This is a genomic window from Myxosarcina sp. GI1 (genome assembly GCF_000756305.1).
Taxonomy (GTDB): Bacteria; Cyanobacteriota; Cyanobacteriia; order Cyanobacteriales; family Xenococcaceae; genus Myxosarcina.
On sequence record NZ_JRFE01000014.1, the window covers coordinates 624089 to 640874 of the forward strand.

At 38.7% G+C, this 16786-nt stretch carries 18 protein-coding genes; 9 read left to right on the forward strand and 9 right to left on the reverse strand.

What is annotated here, in order from left to right; all coding sequences use genetic code 11:
- Positions 1-295: 295 nt before the first annotated feature.
- Positions 296-2215, forward strand: a complete 1920-nt coding sequence (locus KV40_RS09725; protein WP_036480343.1) for a S9 family peptidase — start codon at positions 296-298, stop codon at positions 2213-2215.
- A 451-nt stretch (positions 2216-2666) separates the two neighbouring features.
- On the opposite strand, the gene KV40_RS37290 is transcribed toward KV40_RS09725, so the two are convergent.
- Entirely contained in the window at positions 2667-2927 is a 261-nt protein-coding gene (locus KV40_RS37290) for a helix-turn-helix domain-containing protein (protein ID WP_371260774.1), read from the reverse strand.
- Between KV40_RS37290 and KV40_RS36670 the strand changes: the two genes are divergently transcribed.
- From KV40_RS36670 to holA, 4 genes are all read left to right on the forward strand, one after another.
- A complete protein-coding gene (locus KV40_RS36670; protein WP_253274211.1) occupies positions 2863-3090 on the forward strand; it encodes a hypothetical protein in 228 nt (75 codons plus the stop codon). The two genes, KV40_RS37290 and KV40_RS36670, sit on opposite strands and share 65 nt — an antisense overlap.
- A gap of 91 nt (positions 3091-3181) precedes the next feature.
- Positions 3182-3883 (forward strand): magnesium protoporphyrin IX methyltransferase, encoded by a 702-nt coding sequence (gene bchM / locus KV40_RS09735; protein WP_036480834.1) that lies wholly within the window; start codon positions 3182-3184, stop codon positions 3881-3883.
- A 172-nt stretch (positions 3884-4055) separates the two neighbouring features.
- Entirely contained in the window at positions 4056-6512 is a 2457-nt protein-coding gene (locus tag KV40_RS09740) for a pentapeptide repeat-containing protein (protein ID WP_036480836.1), read from the forward strand.
- Between the two features lie 53 nt (positions 6513-6565).
- Entirely contained in the window at positions 6566-7543 is a 978-nt protein-coding gene (gene holA, locus KV40_RS09745; protein ID WP_036480344.1) for a DNA polymerase III subunit delta, read from the forward strand.
- A gap of 37 nt (positions 7544-7580) precedes the next feature.
- Here holA and KV40_RS35700 read toward each other — a convergent pair whose 3' ends face one another.
- Both KV40_RS35700 and KV40_RS09750 read right to left on the reverse strand, forming a co-directional pair.
- Positions 7581-7685: a DUF2382 domain-containing protein gene (locus KV40_RS35700; protein WP_216595580.1), complete on the reverse strand. Its 105-nt coding sequence runs from the start codon at positions 7683-7685 to the stop codon at positions 7581-7583.
- Positions 7686-7809: 124 nt separating this feature from the next.
- Complete coding sequence (locus KV40_RS09750; RefSeq protein WP_036480347.1) at positions 7810-8142, reverse strand: hypothetical protein; 333 nt, start codon at positions 8140-8142, stop codon at positions 7810-7812.
- 344 nt (positions 8143-8486) lie between these two features.
- Here KV40_RS09750 and KV40_RS32065 point away from each other — a divergent pair, with 344 nt between their 5' ends.
- Positions 8487-9461 carry a DUF3102 domain-containing protein gene (locus tag KV40_RS32065; protein ID WP_052055511.1) on the forward strand — a complete coding sequence of 325 codons (975 nt, stop codon included), beginning with the start codon at positions 8487-8489 and terminating at the stop codon, positions 9459-9461.
- Between the two features lie 7 nt (positions 9462-9468).
- Here the strand turns inward: KV40_RS32065 and KV40_RS09760 are convergent, their stop codons facing one another.
- From KV40_RS09760 to KV40_RS09775, 5 genes are all read right to left on the reverse strand, one after another.
- Positions 9469-10107 carry a DUF389 domain-containing protein gene (locus KV40_RS09760; RefSeq protein WP_036480349.1) on the reverse strand — a complete coding sequence of 213 codons (639 nt, stop codon included), beginning with the start codon at positions 10105-10107 and terminating at the stop codon, positions 9469-9471.
- Positions 10108-10226: 119 nt separating this feature from the next.
- Positions 10227-11003 (reverse strand): hypothetical protein, encoded by a 777-nt coding sequence (locus tag KV40_RS09765; protein ID WP_036480351.1) that lies wholly within the window; start codon positions 11001-11003, stop codon positions 10227-10229.
- Between the two features lie 55 nt (positions 11004-11058).
- On the reverse strand, positions 11059-11625 hold the full coding sequence (locus tag KV40_RS09770; RefSeq protein ID WP_036480353.1) for a hypothetical protein: 567 nt from the start codon (positions 11623-11625) through the stop codon (positions 11059-11061).
- The gene (locus KV40_RS36955; RefSeq protein WP_256381114.1) at positions 11622-11750 is read right to left on the reverse strand and encodes a hypothetical protein; all 129 of its coding nucleotides are present in this window, start codon (positions 11748-11750) and stop codon (positions 11622-11624) included. The genes KV40_RS09770 and KV40_RS36955 overlap by 4 nt, the downstream gene beginning before the upstream one ends.
- A 113-nt stretch (positions 11751-11863) precedes the next feature.
- Entirely contained in the window at positions 11864-12715 is an 852-nt protein-coding gene (locus KV40_RS09775) for a M48 family metallopeptidase (protein WP_052055512.1), read from the reverse strand.
- Positions 12716-12808: 93 nt separating this feature from the next.
- Between KV40_RS09775 and KV40_RS09780 the strand changes: the two genes are divergently transcribed.
- On the forward strand, positions 12809-13069 hold the full coding sequence (locus tag KV40_RS09780; protein ID WP_036480355.1) for a type II toxin-antitoxin system HicA family toxin: 261 nt from the start codon (positions 12809-12811) through the stop codon (positions 13067-13069).
- The gene (locus KV40_RS09785; protein ID WP_036480357.1) at positions 13059-13271 is read left to right on the forward strand and encodes a type II toxin-antitoxin system HicB family antitoxin; all 213 of its coding nucleotides are present in this window, start codon (positions 13059-13061) and stop codon (positions 13269-13271) included. The genes KV40_RS09780 and KV40_RS09785 overlap by 11 nt, the downstream gene beginning before the upstream one ends.
- Positions 13272-13370: 99 nt before the next feature.
- Here KV40_RS09785 and KV40_RS09790 read toward each other — a convergent pair whose 3' ends face one another.
- Complete coding sequence (locus KV40_RS09790; RefSeq protein WP_036480359.1) at positions 13371-14864, reverse strand: carotenoid oxygenase family protein; 1494 nt, start codon at positions 14862-14864, stop codon at positions 13371-13373.
- Between the two features lie 198 nt (positions 14865-15062).
- Here KV40_RS09790 and KV40_RS09795 point away from each other — a divergent pair, with 198 nt between their 5' ends.
- Positions 15063-16586 carry a phosphomannomutase/phosphoglucomutase gene (locus tag KV40_RS09795; protein WP_036480361.1) on the forward strand — a complete coding sequence of 508 codons (1524 nt, stop codon included), beginning with the start codon at positions 15063-15065 and terminating at the stop codon, positions 16584-16586.
- Positions 16587-16786: the final 200 nt, after the last annotated feature.

The window sequence follows — 16786 nt, forward strand, 5'->3', positions numbered from 1 at the left end:
AAGTAATGATATAGGATACTCGATCTTGGCAAATAATTATTGAAGCTTAGACAACAAAATGCTGTAATAGACCGAACCAATTTAACAATCTAACTTCGATCGCAGTTTCCTAGCTTACCATGCTGTATTAAATTCATCTTACATATCGCGCTTTATCTGAGTTTGGCTCTGTATATCAATCTCACTTAACATACTAGCGATAGTACTATAAGAATTGGACTGACAAACTGTAGAAATAATTAAGTATTAGAGATATAAGTTCGCTTTAACCCGTAGTTTTTCTTAGTTCAATTTTATGAATGTTTCACCCTTTGGTTCTTGGTACTCGCCGATAAGCTCGGATTTAATTGTTTCACAAGCTATTGGTATTGGTAATGTTGCTGTAGAAGAAAACTGTATTTATTGGTTAGAAAAACGCCCCACAGAAAAAGGTAGAAACGTTTTAGTTCGATACCAAGAAGGTAAGAGTACCGATGTGACTCCAGCACCATACAACGTTAGAACCAGAGTCCATGAGTATGGTGGTGGCGCGTATGTAATTGCCAAAGAAACGGTTTATTTTTCTAATTTTCAAGATAACCGAATTTATCAAAACGGACTTGGCGAAACGCCTCAGCCTCTTACACCAGAATCTGCTAAAAGATATGCCGATTTTATTTTAGATAGCGATCGCAACCGCTTAATAGCCGTTTGTGAAGACCATTCGCCAGAAGATAGCGAGGCAATTAATACGATAGTTACTATCGATTTGGCTACGGGTGAAGTTGGAGATTTAATTTCGGGTGAAGATTTTTATGCCGCACCCCGTTTGAATAAAGATGGCACACAGCTAGCCTGGTTGAGTTGGCAGCATCCCAATATGCCCTGGGATAGCTGTTATTTGTGGTTAGCTGAAGTAAATGCTGACGGTTCGATGGGTGAAGCGCAACTGGTAGCGGGAGATAAAACCGAATCTATTTGCGAACCAAAATGGTCTGAAGATGGTAGGCTTTATTTTTCTAGCGATCGCACCAACTGGTGGAATTTGTATCGCCGCAACCCAGATGGTGAAGTAGAAATTTTGCACGAAATGGCGGCAGAGTTTGCCTATCCTCACTGGGTATTTGGCTTATCTAATTACGCTTTTAGCGGTAATTATTTAGTTTGTGCCTATACTACTGAAGGTAGCTGGCATTTAGGCAAGATAAATACTAAAAGTAAACAGTTTGAAAAAATTGACACTCCCTATACAAGTATCTCTGACGTACAAACTACCAGTGATGGCGAGGTGGTTTTCGTCGGGGGATCGCCTACAGAAGCGACGGCAGTAGTTAAATTAAATTTAGATACTTTAGAAACTAAAATACTCAAGCGCAGCAGCAAATTAGAACTAGATTCTGGCTATCTCTCGCAACCAGAAGCGATCGCTTTTCCTACAGAAGACAATCTAACCGCTTACGCTTGGTACTACCCACCACAAAATAAAGACTACAGCGCACTAGAAGGAGAATTACCGCCTTTGGTAGTTAAAAGTCATGGTGGTCCTACCGCTGCGGCTTCGGTTACTCTCAGCCTAAAAATTCAATATTGGACGAGTCGGGGTTTTGGTTACTTAGACGTTAACTATGGCGGCAGTATCGGCTACGGTCGCGAATATCGCCAGCGACTAGAAAATAAGTGGGGTATTGTCGATGTCGATGATTGTGTCAATGCCGCTAAATATTTAGTCGATAAAGGCAGAGTAGACGGAGAGAGATTGGTAATTACTGGCGGCAGTGCGGGAGGCTATACGACGCTAGCAGTGCTGACTTTTCGCGATACCTTTAAAGCAGGTGCCAGTCACTACGGCGTAAGCGATTTAGAGATTTTAGCCAAAGATACCCATAAGTTTGAATCTCGCTATTTAGATCGCTTGGTTGGTGATTATCCCCAACAAAAAGAAATTTATCAGGCGCGATCGCCAATTTATCATACAGAAAGTTTAAATTGTCCCGTTATCTTCTTTCAGGGGTTAGAAGATAAGGTAGTACCACCCAATCAAGCTGAAATGATGTTTGATGCCATCAAAGCCAAAGGTTTACCCGTAGCTTACGTAACTTTTCCCGAAGAAGGACACGGTTTTCGCAGTTCGGAAAATATTAAAAAGGCACTAGATGGCGAATTTTACTTTTACAGTCGTATTTTTGGTTTTGTGCCAGCAGATGAAATAGAACCAGTTGAGATTGTCAATTTGTAATTACCACAATTTATAGTCATGACTAGCATTGAGTGCATCCCAATAATGCAGTAAGCAATTAAACAGATTGGCAGACGAAATCAAAATCTCAGGTTCTCAATAGAAAACTGAAAATGTTTTCCAGGTTCTCCATCATCGATGCGCTTATCTTAATGGTTGTTTTTCCACTTAATCTGACTAAGTTTTTCTACCTGTTACATAATTAGGATGCATTCAATATTATATATACAAACCTCAAGATCCAGCTTATAAAGAATATCTTCTTTTGTTTGAAGCAACTCAACCGTATAATCGACAAAATGCTTCTTATCGAGTTAATACATATAGAGTGGCAAGAGTGCATGAAGTTGCAGCTTTAGTAGAAGGATGTTCTAGCTCGATCTCACTACCTGGGATCGAGTTCGGTTTTATAAAGGCGATTTGGTTTTAAAGCAAGTTCTCCTAAAAATTTCTAGCGATCGCTCTCAGAACTCATAATTACTTGTGCTAATTCTTGACGAGTAGCCCCAGCAGTCAACAATGCCCGCACAATCAAATCTAAGGAAACCGAGGGATCGCCAGACTCAATTTTAGCTACTCGCGATTGAGACGAACCCATTTTTTTGGCTAAAGTGCCTTGAGATAGATTTCTAATTTTTCTTTGTTCTTTGGCAAATAAAGCCAGTTTTACCTTCAGTTCTACTAGTTCGGTTTCAACAGGAGTTAAACCCAGAAATTCACCAGCATCTCCTACAGTCTATCCAGACTCTTCTATTCTTTTTCATTTTTCAGAGTTTATTGTCATTACCTCTACTTTGACTAAATTGCATCATATTCCCTCAATCTCTTCTGACATTTATCGATCGGTGCGTTTGGAGTTTTATTTGTCTTTTTAGCAAACACTTCGGATAATATTTTCCGATCGCAACATCCTTCAATTGCTCTATTCTAGTTTAGGTGTGGTCTTTAGTTAAAAATACTCAATACATGAAAGCAGGAAACGATAAGGCAATTGTCAAAGATTATTTTAATGCTACGGGGTTCGATCGCTGGCGGAGAATTTATGGCAATGCTGAAGATGTCAATAAAGTACAGCAGGATATTCGCGTTGGACATCAACAAACTATCGATACGGTAGTTGAATGGTTGCAGCAAGACGGTAATTTAAACGAGATTTCGGTTTGCGATGCAGGTTGTGGCGTAGGTAGTCTCAGTATTCCCTTAGCTAAAGAGGGTGCAACGGTTTTTGCTAGTGATATTTCCGAAAAAATGGTAGGAGAAGCTAAAGCCAAAGCTGCAAATATTCTGGAAGATACCAGCAAACTGACTTTTGCTGTCGAAGATTTGGAAGCCTTAGGCGGTAAATACCACACCGTTATTTGTCTGGATGTCTTGATTCACTATCCCCAAGCAGAAGCAGCGAAAATGATCGCACATTTAGCATCTTTAGCTGAGTCGCGTATTATTCTGAGTTTTGCACCCAAAACGTTTTTACTATCAATTCTTAAAAAGATCGGTGAATTTTTTCCTGGTGCTTCTAAAGCCACTCGCGCTTATCAACACAAGGAATCCAATATTATCAGTATCTTAGAGAAAAATGGCTTTGCTGTCAAACGTCAGGGAATGACTAGCACTCGCTTTTATTATTCGCGTATTTTGGAAGCAGAACGAAAAAAAGTTAAAAGTTAAAAGGAAAAAGTTAAAAGTAGCGAGTTAGATATTTTAGGCAAATGACTTTAGTAGATTTTGTCCGCTCTAAATTTGTACTCAACCTATAAACTTGCGATATCGGTAAAAATTAATATTATGGCTTGCAAAAATAAAACAACATATATAAAGACAACCTTATTTTGACATGCAGATGATTGATTCATCTCAGTTTATTGCTACCGAATCTTTGGGGAGTAAGGGAGAGACAGCAGAACGGTTAGTTTGGGAGGGAATTAAAGCTAGTTTTGGCGAGCGCAACTGTTTGGCGTATTGGCGTTACCCAATTTTTTCTAGTACGGGTAAATTTCGCAAAGAACCAGATATTTTAATTGCCGATTATTGGTTGGGTTTAATTGTTATTGAAGTTAAGGGAATTAATATTGAAAACGTTGCTGCAATAAATGGTCATCGTTGGGAATATCGAAACTTTTATACTGACTACGGCAATCCCTATCAACAAGCAGAAAATCAATTATATAGTTTATTAGAATATTGCGATCGCGAGCCTTTATTAAATAAACGAGTTACCGCTAGAGCGATGGTAGCTTTGCCGTTAATTACCCAGGAAGAATGGCAGCAACTAGGTTTTGACAAACTACCAAATAATCCACCAATTCTATTTAAAAATAGCTTCAGTTCGCCAACATCAACTTTAGAATCTATTACTAAAGCCTCGGTAATTAGATCTGGTGTTGGACTAACCTCAACTCAATGGCAATTATTGCTGGCAGTTTTGGGTGGTACGACACTATATATCCAACCCTATAGAAGCAGACCAACGGGAAATGACACTCGTACTAATATTATCCAACAGGCGCGATCGCGTCTCAATCGACTGGACTTACAGCAAGAAAAGCTAGCCAAACAAATTCCACCAGGAATGCAAAGAATTAGAGGTGTTGCTGGTTCTGGCAAAACTGTAATTCTCTGTCAAAAAGCCGCACTGATGCACGTTAAATATCCACAGTGGCGGATCGCATTAGTTTTTTTTTCGCGGAGTTTGTACGAGTCGATAACCCAACAGGTAGAGCGATGGATACGTTATTTTACTAACGGCGATCGCGGCTACGACCGACAATCCAATTTAAAAATATTACACGCCTGGGGTAGCAGAGAACAACCTGGTTTTTATAGTACTATTTGTAAACTAACGGGTGTTAGACCTTTAGGCGTTAACTATACCGAACTTCAACAGCCTAACGAAGCTTTAGCCGAAGTTTGCGTTCGCTTATTAGAAGCTACTGCCATACCGCAGCTTTACGACGCTATCTTAATCGACGAAGGACAAGATTTAATTGTCGAGCGTTGGAAATATCGAGACAAACAACCTTTTTACTGGTTAGCATATCAGGCTTTACGTCCCGTCAATCCCATTCATCCCGAACAAAAAAGGCTAATTTGGGCTTATGATGAATTGCAAAGTTTGGATAGTTTGTATACTCCTGATGCTTGCGAACTGTTTGGAGAAGAACTAGGACATTTAGTTACGGGTAAGCACAGTAACGATATCAATAAAACCGAAATTTTAACTTGTTGCTATCGTACTCCCAAACAAATTATAGTTACCGCTCATGCGATCGCAATGGGATTATTGAGAAAACAGGGAATGCTGACGGGTTCAATTTATCCTGAAGAATGGCAGGCATTAGGTTATCAAATAAACGGTAACTTAGAAAACGGCACGTTGGTTACTCTCAAACGCCACGACAAAGATTCACCCAATTTAGTTGGCGAACTATGGTCGGAAAATATTATCGAATTTAATAAATTTTCAACTCGTCAACAAGAATTAAGCGTTTTAGCAGACAACATTAAATATAATTTAGCCACAGATAAATTACGAAGCGATCGCGAAATTTTAGTTATAGTTTTAGGGACTTTCTATGTCGCAGCGGAACTAGAATTAGAAGTTGCTAAATTTTCAATCAGACAGGGACTTAATATTTATCTGCCTACAAATAGCGATATTAACATTTTATATACCGAACCAGATAAACGCTTACCAGACTGTTTTTGGCATAGTGGTGCAGTAACTATTTCTACTATTTATCGAGCTAAAGGACAAGAAGCAGATATGGTATATTTAGTCGGCTTAGATAACATTGCCAGACAGGAAGATAATCTGTCTTTACGCCATCAATTACTTGTTGCTCTAACTCGCTCTAAAGGTTGGGTAAATATTAGCGGTATCGGAGATTATTCTTTATACAGAGAATTAGAAGTAATTATAGCCAGTGACGATACGATTGAGTTTACTTTTAACGCTCCCATGCAAAAAACTATTGCTATAGGCGATCGCGCCGAACTATTAACAGGTTATGCTTTAGGAAGAACCAACTTTCGACATGCTAATTTATTCCAGGCAGATTTATCAGAGTTAAACTTGGCAAATATCAATTTAATCGATGCTAACCTATCGGAAGCCAATTTAACTAATACTAACTTATCGGGAGCAAAGCTAATTGCTGCTAATTTATCGGGAGCCAATTTAACTAATACTAACTTTACCAAAGCAAAATTAATCAGCGCAAATCTAATCAATGCAAATTTAACTAACACTAACTTTACCAAAGCCGATTTAACCAATATTATTTTGAATGACAATTAACCACTAACCACTAATTACCTCAATTAACCTCAAATTGTCGTTCTATAAAAAAGATGCCTATATATTTATATTGGGGAGAAGACGATTTCGCCATCGCTAAAGCAGTAAAACAACTACACGATCGCGTTTTAGATCCTGACTGGCTACAGTTTAACTATCAAAAGCTGACAGGCGATCGCGGCGAAACAATTATTGAAGGTTTGAATCAAGCTATAACTCCCGTATTTGGTATGGGAGAGCGTTTGACGTGGCTAGATGATACTACTATTTGCCAGCAGTGTTCGCAAGATACCTTAACTGAATTAGAACGCACATTAACTGTTATTCCCGACAATTCTCATTTACTTTTAACTACCACTAAAAAACCAGATGGAAGATTAAAGTCTACCAAGCTAATTAAAAAACACGCTGAGGTTAAAGAATTCAGCTTAATCCCTCCCTGGAAAACTGAAATAATTGCTAGTAAAATAAAAGATTTTGCCCAAGAAATAGACATTAACTTAACACCAAAGGCAATAAAACTACTAGTAGATTCTGTAGGAAACAATACCAGACAATTATGGAACGAACTAGAAAAACTACAGATTTATCAAGGAGAAAATAAGAATGCGATCGATGAAGAAATAGTCCCTAAACTAGTTGTTTGCAATACCCAAAACAGTCTCAAACTCGCCGCAGCAATTAAAGATGGCAAAACAGAAACAGCCTTAGAATTAGTTACGGGTTTGATCGATCGTAACGAACCTGCTTTAAGAATTATTGCTACTCTAGTCGGGCAGTTTCGCACCTGGACGATAGTTAAACTAATGCAGGAAGCAGGAGAAAAAGACGATCGCGCGATCGCCACAGCAGCAGAAATTAATAATCCCAATCGACTTTACTATATTCGCCAAGAAATCGCTCGCGTTTCAGGACAACAATTTATGACTGCTTTGCCGATGCTTTTAGAGCTAGAATATAGCTTAAAAAGAGGTGCCGAACCTTTAGCAACACTACAAACCAAAGCGATCGAACTAGCTAATTTATTTTAGTAACATGAAAGCTTTACGATCTTTCAGTTATTTCTCGTCATTCATTATCGATCTCTAATTCTTCTTTACGCAGTGTTTCAGATGCTTCAACGCTATCTCGTTCTACTTCCTTCTTAATGCTTAAGTATTTTACTTCTACCAATAGCTGTAGTTCTAGCGTTCGTATTTAAGTTGAGAAATAAATTTTTATTGTTTTTTATTACTTGACGGCGATCTCTTTTTTAAGTTAGCAAAATATAGCGATCGCCACTGCATAAATTGTAAATCTATTGACGTTCGGGTTGTTGTGGTTCTAGAGCATCGGTAGTATCTACAGAATCTTCTAAAATATCTTTATCCATTTCATCGGCATAATTTTCGTTAGTTTCTTCAACTACACTAGTGTCTCCATCACCATCTTCTTTAGTTTCGGTGACGCTAACATCTTCATCACCTTCAATAAAATCTGCATCTTCTCGGTCTGCCGCATCTTCGACTGGATTTTCGATGTAGTTACCGTCTATATCAGTTTCACGCTGGGCATTTACATCCTTTGCAGACACACTAATGCCCAAAATAGTAAAAATAATTACTGCTGTATATAAATTTAAAAGTTTCATATTTTTAAAACTGAGATTGTAATTTACTTGGTCGCGCTCATTTATCGTTACCAAACTTAACCTTTAAAAGTTCAAAAGTAAATATGCAATTTTAATTATTTTTTCGCGTCATCAAAAAGACAAATAGCGATCGTGCACAAGTCAAATTATCTTCACTGGAAAGACATATTTACTAGATATGCTAATTTAAGTAAGTTTTGAATAACAGAAAACAGCTTTTTACTTTAGCTGAAAATATTGTGCATTCGTAAAATTAGTTCGATCCTTTTGTTTTCAAGCGAACAGACAATATTTCAAACACAAATATTTCATTAAATTAAATTGACATAGTTAGCATAAACATAATGAGTAAAATTTCAGATGAGAGCTTTGAATATACCCTTTTAGATGACGAAACCAGATCGCTTGTCTGGCAACGCGCATCCGAAATCAAAAATTTAATGCGTCTTACTGCTGAAAATATTATTAATATTGGTAAAAAATTAACAGAAGTTAAAGAACAGCTAAGGCACGGTAGTTTTCAAAGGTGGTTGAGAACTGAATTTGAATGGAGCGAGCAAACAGCTCGTCAATTTATGCAAGTATATCGCTGGGCAGAAACTTTAGAAAACAAAAATTTTGTGTTTTCCCAATTAGCTACATCCGCACTATATTTATTAGCTGCCCCATCGACACCATCGGCAGCTAGAGAGGAAGTCATGAGTCTAGTCGATGCAGGCGAAAAAGTTACTTATACCGATGCTAAAACTATAGTAAATCACTATAAAAAACTAACTACGACTGATGAGAAGCAAATAGAAAAGATTATTGATATTGAAGCTCGAAGCGAAGAAGATAATAGTTCTCAAATAGAATTTGCTTTTAACCGATTATATCGTTTGGAAACTGCAAATTCAGGCTATCTTATAAGACTTTATCGAGCGGATGAACTGGAAACAATAACTAACTTAAATGTAGGAAAGACCGTCAAGATAAAGGTGGGTCGTCGTAAGGGACAAACAGCGAAAATAGTTGAAATTTTAACTGACTTACAATCAACAGAAACCGACTCAGAAGAGGTACCAATGCTACCTGCTAGTCATGAAACTCAAGCCAGCAACATTACTGTTCGCACTGTGAACAAGTCAGATTTGTATGAAGGCAGAATACAGGGTGAAACAGGCAAACAATTATTACTTAGTTATGGCAAGGTTTGTCTGGCTGTTGAGGGAAAGGCTAAAGTTTTATCAGCCTTTATCGAACAACTACAAACTAATTCTGCTTTTGTCGAGGAGACATTCGAGCGAGTGCAATACTGGCAACAAACTCCTGAAAGTTAGAACGAGTTTATTTTCGCTGTTCTGGTCGCATTACAATTAGCGTCAAAACTCCAGAAATAATAATAAATCCCACATTAATAACCAGTAATAGTAGTCCGCCAAAACCCATTACGGAATTTTTAGAGAGAAAAGCAATACCAGCCGCCCCAATAGCAGGAACTAAAGCTAAAGCTGCTACTACACCTACTAAGGTATCAGTTTTTTGTTTTACCAAAGCGATCGCCCCCGAAATTCCTGCTGCTATGGCGGCAATAACGCTATACCATCCTGGTCTTACACGTTCTGCTAATAGTTCCTTATCAATTAAATTGGTTTCTGGCGGAATAACATTAGTAGTGTTTAGTAACCAAGTAGTCATCATTGCCAACAGCATAGCTACTAAAAAGCCGAGGCAAGCCGCAACTAAACCTTTCAGTGCCAACCGAGGCTTTTTTGCTACTACTGCTAGAGAAATTAACTCTAAAGGCGGTAGTGCGGGAGCGATAACCATCGAACCAATTAAAATCGGTACTGAGTTGGTTAATAAAGCAACTGCGGCTAGTATGCCAGACATCGCCATAAACACCAGATAGGAAGCGGTTAATTCTGCTTGCTTGGCGACTTTTTGAATAGTGCGATTGCTAACTATTGGTTTGGAAGAAGACACAAATTTACTCAATCTACCAAATTTGACTCTTCTTCATTGGACTACAAAGAGCGATCGAAGCGCAATACTAATCGCGCTTCTAGTACAGATTATTCTAGTAGCCCTTGGTCTTCCGTAGCCTAATTGATGCTATCTACTACCAAAACAGGTTTCTGTGAGTATTCTGCTTCAAGTTGCTCTTGTACATCTAAATCCCAAGTTAAGTCGTAGTCTCGTTCGAATTCGGCAGAGACAAAAGGACGAACCGTACCAGTGACGACTATATTTTCTTCCTCTGAAGGAATTGACTCGCCAGTAAGATTGACAACCAGCAAATCCTCACCAGCAATCAACTGTATTTCGTCGAGCCTAAAAGTGGTATCGCTCCAAATTTGACCCACTTCTCCTTCTACGGCAACTTCTTTACCATAAAAGTTTTCTGGTCTGTCGGAAATATCTCCGATACCAGGAGATAAAGTTAAAGCTTCAGCAAAAATAACTGGACGATTTTCGTAGTCTACATAGATATCGGGGTCTAAGTCGAGACCGTATAGTCTGTTAACATCTGCATAGACAAATTCACCCAGTTCCCCTGTAACCTGTAGTTCTAGCTGTTCGTCTGGCATTTCAGGCAGCATTTCGCCAGAAACATTTAGCACCAAAACATCATCTCCCTCTAAAAACCCTTCTTCGTTAATTGTGAAAGACATATCGGGTTCGACTTCTTCAACCTGTCCTCTAACGGTTACTTCTTCACCCAAAGCTGCCGTAGGGTTTTCTTCAATATCTTCGATAGTTGTACTGCTATCAGTTTCTTGTGCTTGCAAACTAGTAGGGATAATAGTACCAAAAACTGATGCTAGGGACAATACTAAAGTGCTTGCTCCAAGTTTAATTAATAGATTATTTTTGAACATAATTTTATATTTTTTCCTTTGCTAACGACGTTTTTAAAAAATTGGTTGAGTCAAACTAGACAACACCCATTCCAGATGCAGGATGATTTAGAGGCGCGCCATAAATTTCCCAATCGCGAATTTGTTGTTGTTGTAGAATTGCCTCTGCCCCATTAATTTCAGCTTTCGTTCCTTCTAGTAAAACTATGTAGTGTCCTTCTGAAAGCATATTGTTGTAGTGTTTGGCTCGATCTTCAGGGACACCCCAACCGATTAAAGCCCCAACTAAGCCACCACCGGCAGCACCGATACCGCTACCTAAAAGAGTATTAGCCAAAACTATTCCTAATTCTGCGGCGGCACCCACGCCAGGAACTGCAAGTACGCCTAAACCTCCAATTAAGCCTAAAACTCCTCCCGTAGCCGTACCAGCTTTTGCACCTGCTTTAGCTCCACCTTTAGCTTGTTCGCCAGGGGGTTTGACTTCCGCACCACCTATACTCTCTTTTGGTTTGACATTACGAGCAATTACCGAAACTTTATCCATATTAAATCCTGCATCTCTTAGATCTTTTAAAGCAGTTTCGGCATTACCTCTCGTAGCAAATGTTCCGACAGCATGTCTGAGTTCATTAGTAGTCATGATTTTTTTATTATTGATGTGCCAACAAAAACTTTTAAATTTGCAAGAATACCGATTTTTTTATTTCTAATAACAATTGGCATTACAACTTTATTGTTTTTATTTTGATTAATTTTTTCATCCATCAAAAGCACTAACTAAAATTAAAATCAATGTTTAATGTACTGCATAAAAAATATGTCAATAATAATTTTAAATTTTAAAAAATCTTACTTTTATAAGTAGCTTCTTTTGAATTTTATTGAACCTCAGCAGATTTTATTTCTTTGGTAAGAGCTTCAATACGATTACTGTTAGTAGGATGAGTACGCAAAAATTCAGGCTGACCACCTCCTTCTAGCTGTTCGAGAAAGTTGACAAAGGCAATAGGAGGATAATCAGCTTGTTGTAATATTTCTAAACCAACGCGATCGGCTTCATATTCATATTCGCGGCTTTGAGGTAAATCTATCGCTAGTTGATAACCGATTTGCGCTAAGGTATTGGTATTTACACCCGCGGTTTCGGCAATCCCTTGTGCTATTACGGCTTGCTTTAAATTTTCAATACTGTGTCTTTGATTAATATGAGCTATTTCATGGGCGATAACCGACGCTAGTTGTGCTTGATTGTCTGCTTCTTCTACTAATCCACTAGTTACATAAACGAAACCCCCTGGAGTTGCAAAGGCATTAACTGTATCACTAGCAACCACTTGAAAGGTATAAGGAATATCTCGACTATCGCTACTAGCTACTAATTCTTGCCCAATATTGTCTACGTATTCTTGAATTTGAGTATTATTGAAAAGTTGATACTGTTGATTTAATAACTTTTGATTAATTTGCTTGCCAATTTCTACTTCTTCTTCGTTAGAGATACTTGATATTTGCACATAGCGCACTGCATTTTTAAACAGATCGAGCAGATCTAAACTAATAACCGTACGAGATGATAAATCGATTTGCTTTTCTTTTGTTAGTGATGTAGCTTTAGCTTCTAAAGGAGCGATCGCACTAAAAACTCCAACAAAAATTAATGGTATTTGATAAACTTTACTATAGTTTTGATTTTTTTTATTGCCTACAAGATTATTTTTAAAGTTAAACATATTTATCGCCGTTTTTTTAAGCCTAATTTTTGACTAAAGCATTTTTCTTCTTACTTCAGCAGTATTTTTATTAAGCTAATAAGATATTTATTAATGAGCAAATACAAAAAACTACTGCAAAAAATTCTTACAGGAACATCCGATAACAACATCAACTTCTCCGAACTGCGACAGCTACTTAAAAAACTTGGATTTGAGGAACGCGTCAAAGGCGGACACTATATTTTTACTAAGGTTAATGTAGAAGAAATCATTAATTTGCAGCCCAAGAGTGGCAAAGCTAAAAGTTACCAAGTTAAGCAAATTAGAAATTTAGTTGTGAAATATCGTTTAGGTGATAGTAATGTCGATTAAATACGAACTAATTATTTATTGGAGTGAAGAGGATGGAGCTTTTATTGTAGAAGTCCCAGAATTACCTGGATGTATGGCAGATGGTGAAACCTATATTGAAGCAGTTAGCAATGCCGAGGTTGTTATTCGAGAGTGGATCGAAACAGCTCAAGAGTTAGGACGTTCTATTCCCACTCCTAAAGGACGGTTACTCTATGCTTGATACAGAGCAAAAATTGCCCAACAAAGACGCTAAAATGCGATCCCATTTTGAGACAGTATTTTTCAGACGCGATCGCTTTAGCAGTTGATTAAGGTTTAGCTATATAAATACCCGATCGCACCAGCTACCGTGTAAACCATAGGGAATATGATGTTTGAGATGGAGGCGGGCGATCGCATCTCCTGCTAAGTTTTGTCCGTCTAAGATTGCCAAGCTGGAACGGTGTTGGCTGCCATCATAAACTAAAGTTAATACCCAGCCCGCATCTTCTTCAGTGGCACTGGGTTTGGGAACGAAAATCGGTTCGCTGACATAGCCATGTGGTGCAAAAGAATGAATGGCGCGATCTCCTGTTTGCAGATCGGCTTTCATAATTGCTTGCAAAGGTGCATTGCCTGTCGCCTCATGAGAGATGCCCATAAATAAGTAGCGATATGCTTTACCCGCTTTATCGGGGTGAACGTAGGGAAACTCACAGCAGCGACTTTCTAATAGTTTACGTTCTACCTTTTTAGTTTGAAAGTCGTAGCTAAACCGCCATAGTTGACCTGGATCTAACAGGGCAAAATCCACATCTTTATAGTTAGTGTCTGGCTGAACTTGGGGTAGAGATTTATAGGCAATTGAATCAATATAAAGTTTACCGTCGGTTTCAAAAGCGTTAGCGTGATGGAAGACAAAACCAGACTCGACTTTAAAGTTAATTACCTTTTTATTTTCTGGGTTACGAGGAATTAAAATTACGTTAGTTGGTTCTTTGGGTTGAAACTTAACGCACTCACCAGCACCCTGTAAGCCAAATGCAAAAGGTAGGGGATTAAAAGAAACCGCATTTTGGAAAAAGATGCAGTAGTTGGGGGTAATGGCAAAATCGTGAATAAAACAAAAACCAGGAACGCTATGAGAACGACGACGCAATAATTTTCCTTGAGAACTAAATTCAAATACGGTAATCTTGCTTGAAAGTCCTGGTTCGATACGGAAATTAATCAAGCAGGGTTCGCCGTTATCTAGTTCGCAGTGAGGATCGATCCAGGGATGCGCTGCAAAAGCTTCCCCCTCTTTTAAAACACCATCTAAATAATCTATACCGATAGTTTTTAAAGTACTGGGATCTAAACGATGGGGTTCGGCGGCTTCCCAAAGTGCCAGTAATTTATCACCCCAGTAAATAATATTAGTATTAGCAATATTTTTTAATCTAAAATCGAAGGCGTTACTGAGCCAACCCCCAGGTTTTTGAGTGCCAAAAACACCACGATAAAGAGGCTTTCCTGCCTTTTCTTCCTCTACATAAGCTTTGGTACGGACATAGCGATTGCGATAGTAGGCTTTACCATCTTTAAAATAGAAAGCGTTAATCATGCCATCGCCGTCAAAGGGATGTTTTATCGGCGTACCGCCGATATCCAAACGACCAGGACCATTACGAAATAGCGTTCCCTCTAGTTCGGAGGGGATTTTTCCTTCAATATCTTCAATTTGATATTCGTATTCGTTGGGTTGGGTTTTGTAACCCTGTTGCCATTCTTCAGGGTAATAAGATTTGCTGTTATGTGCGGTGTTTGCCTTTTGCGTAATCGTATCGATCATAGTCCAAAATATATAGATATAGGCGATCGCCTGAGATAGTCTTCCTCCTTCCAAAATATCAATTTTTGTAAAGCAGATTCTATATCGATGGGGCAATTTATTAAATAAAGTCTTAAACTTATTCTGCTTTGGCTAGAAGTGCGTTAGGTATGGATCGAGTATGCTTGCAGTTACACAGTAGCGATCGCTCCTGACAATATGAAAAATTTTAATTGGAAAAAACTACAAAACGGTTCGGATATTCGAGGGGTAGCTTTAGAAGGAGTTCCTGAAGAAACAGTCAACCTAACGCCTGAAGTGGCTAAAACTCTGGGACAGGCTTTTGCTAACTGGTTGAGCGAAAAAGTAGGCAAGTCGCCTGAAGAACTAGTAGTTTCAGTAGGGCGCGATAGTCGTCTGTCGGGGCAGACTTTAATCGAGTCATTTATGGAAGGAATGAGCGAATGCGGTTGCCAAGTCTACAATTTTGGGATCGCCTCTACTCCCGCCATGTTTATGAGTACCATCGACCCTAAGTTTAATTGCGATGGTGGGGTGATGCTCACCGCCAGCCATTTACCCTTTAATCGTAACGGATTTAAGTTTTTTACCAATCGCAGCGGTTTAGATAAAAAGGATATTGCCGATATTTTAAATTTAGCCGAGCAAAACAATTTTGCTACCGTTTCGCCAACTAAAGCGATCGAACAGCACGATTTTATCTCTGTTTATGCTGCTGGTTTAGTTGAAACCGTTCGTAATGCCGTTAATAGTTCGGAGAATTTCGATCGCCCTCTAGAAGGACTAAAAATTGTTGCCGATGCGGGTAACGGTGCGGGAGGTTTTTATGTCGATAAGGTGCTGCAACCTCTAGGCGCAGACACTACGGGAAGTCAGTTTTTAGAACCAGACGGCACTTTTCCCAATCATGTCCCCAATCCCGAAAACCAAGAGGCAATGGCTGCTATCTGTCAGGCAGTTATCGATAATGATGCCGATTTTGGTATTATCTTCGATACCGATGTCGATCGCGCCGCAGCAGTAGACCATCAAGGCAACGAACTAAATCGCAATCGCTTGATTGCTTTAATTTCTGCGATCGTTCTCCAAGAACATCCAGGTTCGACCATTGTTACCGACTCTATTACTTCTGAAGGCTTAAGCAAATTTATTGAAAAAGACTTAAATGGCGTTCATCATCGTTTCAAACGCGGTTACAAAAATGTAATTAACGAATCGATTCGTTTAAACCAAGAAGGACAAGAATCCTGGCTGGCGATCGAAACTTCTGGACATGGGGCGATGAAAGAAAACTACTTTCTCGACGATGGGGCATATCTAGCCACCAAACTCTTAGCCGAACTCGCTAAATCCAAACAAGAAGGTAAATTCTTGACCGATTTAATTGCCAACCTGGTTGAACCAGTAGAAAGTGAAGAATATCGACTTAAAATTACAGTAGATGACTTTAAAGCTTACGGTAATAAAGTAATCGAAAAACTGCAAGAATTTGCGCGATCGCAAACGGATTGGAAGATTGTCCCCAACAATTATGAAGGTGTTCGCATATCCTGTCAGTCACCAGATGAAGACGGCTGGTTCTTATTACGCCTATCCCTCCACGACCCCGTACTACCATTGAACATTGAATCTAATGTTTCTGGAGGTGTTGAGAAAATAGTCAGCAGACTTAATGAATTTTTCCCGTCATTTAATTCACTCGATCTGTCATCTCTCAATTAATTTAAAGGCGTTGCTGATTTGAAGTATGAAACTGAAAAGTAATCTGTTTGTAGCTATCAGCTATTAGCTGTTAGCTTTTTATAGTCATTCTCATTAATTTTTCTATGGTAGATATGTACTATTAATAACAGGTTTAATTATTACTTGCTACTTGCTACTTGCTACTCGCTACTTGTTTCTGGAAATCGTATGGTTTCTAT

Bases quoted from the DNA above. Each gene is read 5' to 3' on its own strand.
- KV40_RS09725 (WP_036480343.1), top strand. From the start codon at position 296: ATGAATGTTTCACCCTTTGGTTCTTGGTACTCGCCGATAAGCTCGGAT.
- bchM (WP_036480834.1), top strand. From the start codon at position 3,182: ATGAAAGCAGGAAACGATAAGGCAATTGTCAAAGATTATTTTAATGCT.
- KV40_RS09740 (WP_036480836.1), top strand. From the start codon at position 4,056: ATGATTGATTCATCTCAGTTTATTGCTACCGAATCTTTGGGGAGTAAG.
- holA (WP_036480344.1), top strand. From the start codon at position 6,566: ATGCCTATATATTTATATTGGGGAGAAGACGATTTCGCCATCGCTAAA.
- KV40_RS09750 (WP_036480347.1), bottom strand. From the start codon at position 8,142: ATGAAACTTTTAAATTTATATACAGCAGTAATTATTTTTACTATTTTG.
- KV40_RS32065 (WP_052055511.1), top strand. From the start codon at position 8,487: ATGAGTAAAATTTCAGATGAGAGCTTTGAATATACCCTTTTAGATGAC.
- KV40_RS09765 (WP_036480351.1), bottom strand. From the start codon at position 11,003: ATGTTCAAAAATAATCTATTAATTAAACTTGGAGCAAGCACTTTAGTA.
- KV40_RS09770 (WP_036480353.1), bottom strand. From the start codon at position 11,625: ATGACTACTAATGAACTCAGACATGCTGTCGGAACATTTGCTACGAGA.
- KV40_RS36955 (WP_256381114.1), bottom strand. From the start codon at position 11,750: ATGGATGAAAAAATTAATCAAAATAAAAACAATAAAGTTGTAATGCCA.
- KV40_RS09775 (WP_052055512.1), bottom strand. From the start codon at position 12,715: ATGTTTAACTTTAAAAATAATCTTGTAGGCAATAAAAAAAATCAAAAC.
- KV40_RS09780 (WP_036480355.1), top strand. From the start codon at position 12,809: ATGAGCAAATACAAAAAACTACTGCAAAAAATTCTTACAGGAACATCC.
- KV40_RS09785 (WP_036480357.1), top strand. From the start codon at position 13,059: ATGTCGATTAAATACGAACTAATTATTTATTGGAGTGAAGAGGATGGA.
- KV40_RS09790 (WP_036480359.1), bottom strand. From the start codon at position 14,864: ATGATCGATACGATTACGCAAAAGGCAAACACCGCACATAACAGCAAA.
- KV40_RS09795 (WP_036480361.1), top strand. From the start codon at position 15,063: ATGAAAAATTTTAATTGGAAAAAACTACAAAACGGTTCGGATATTCGA.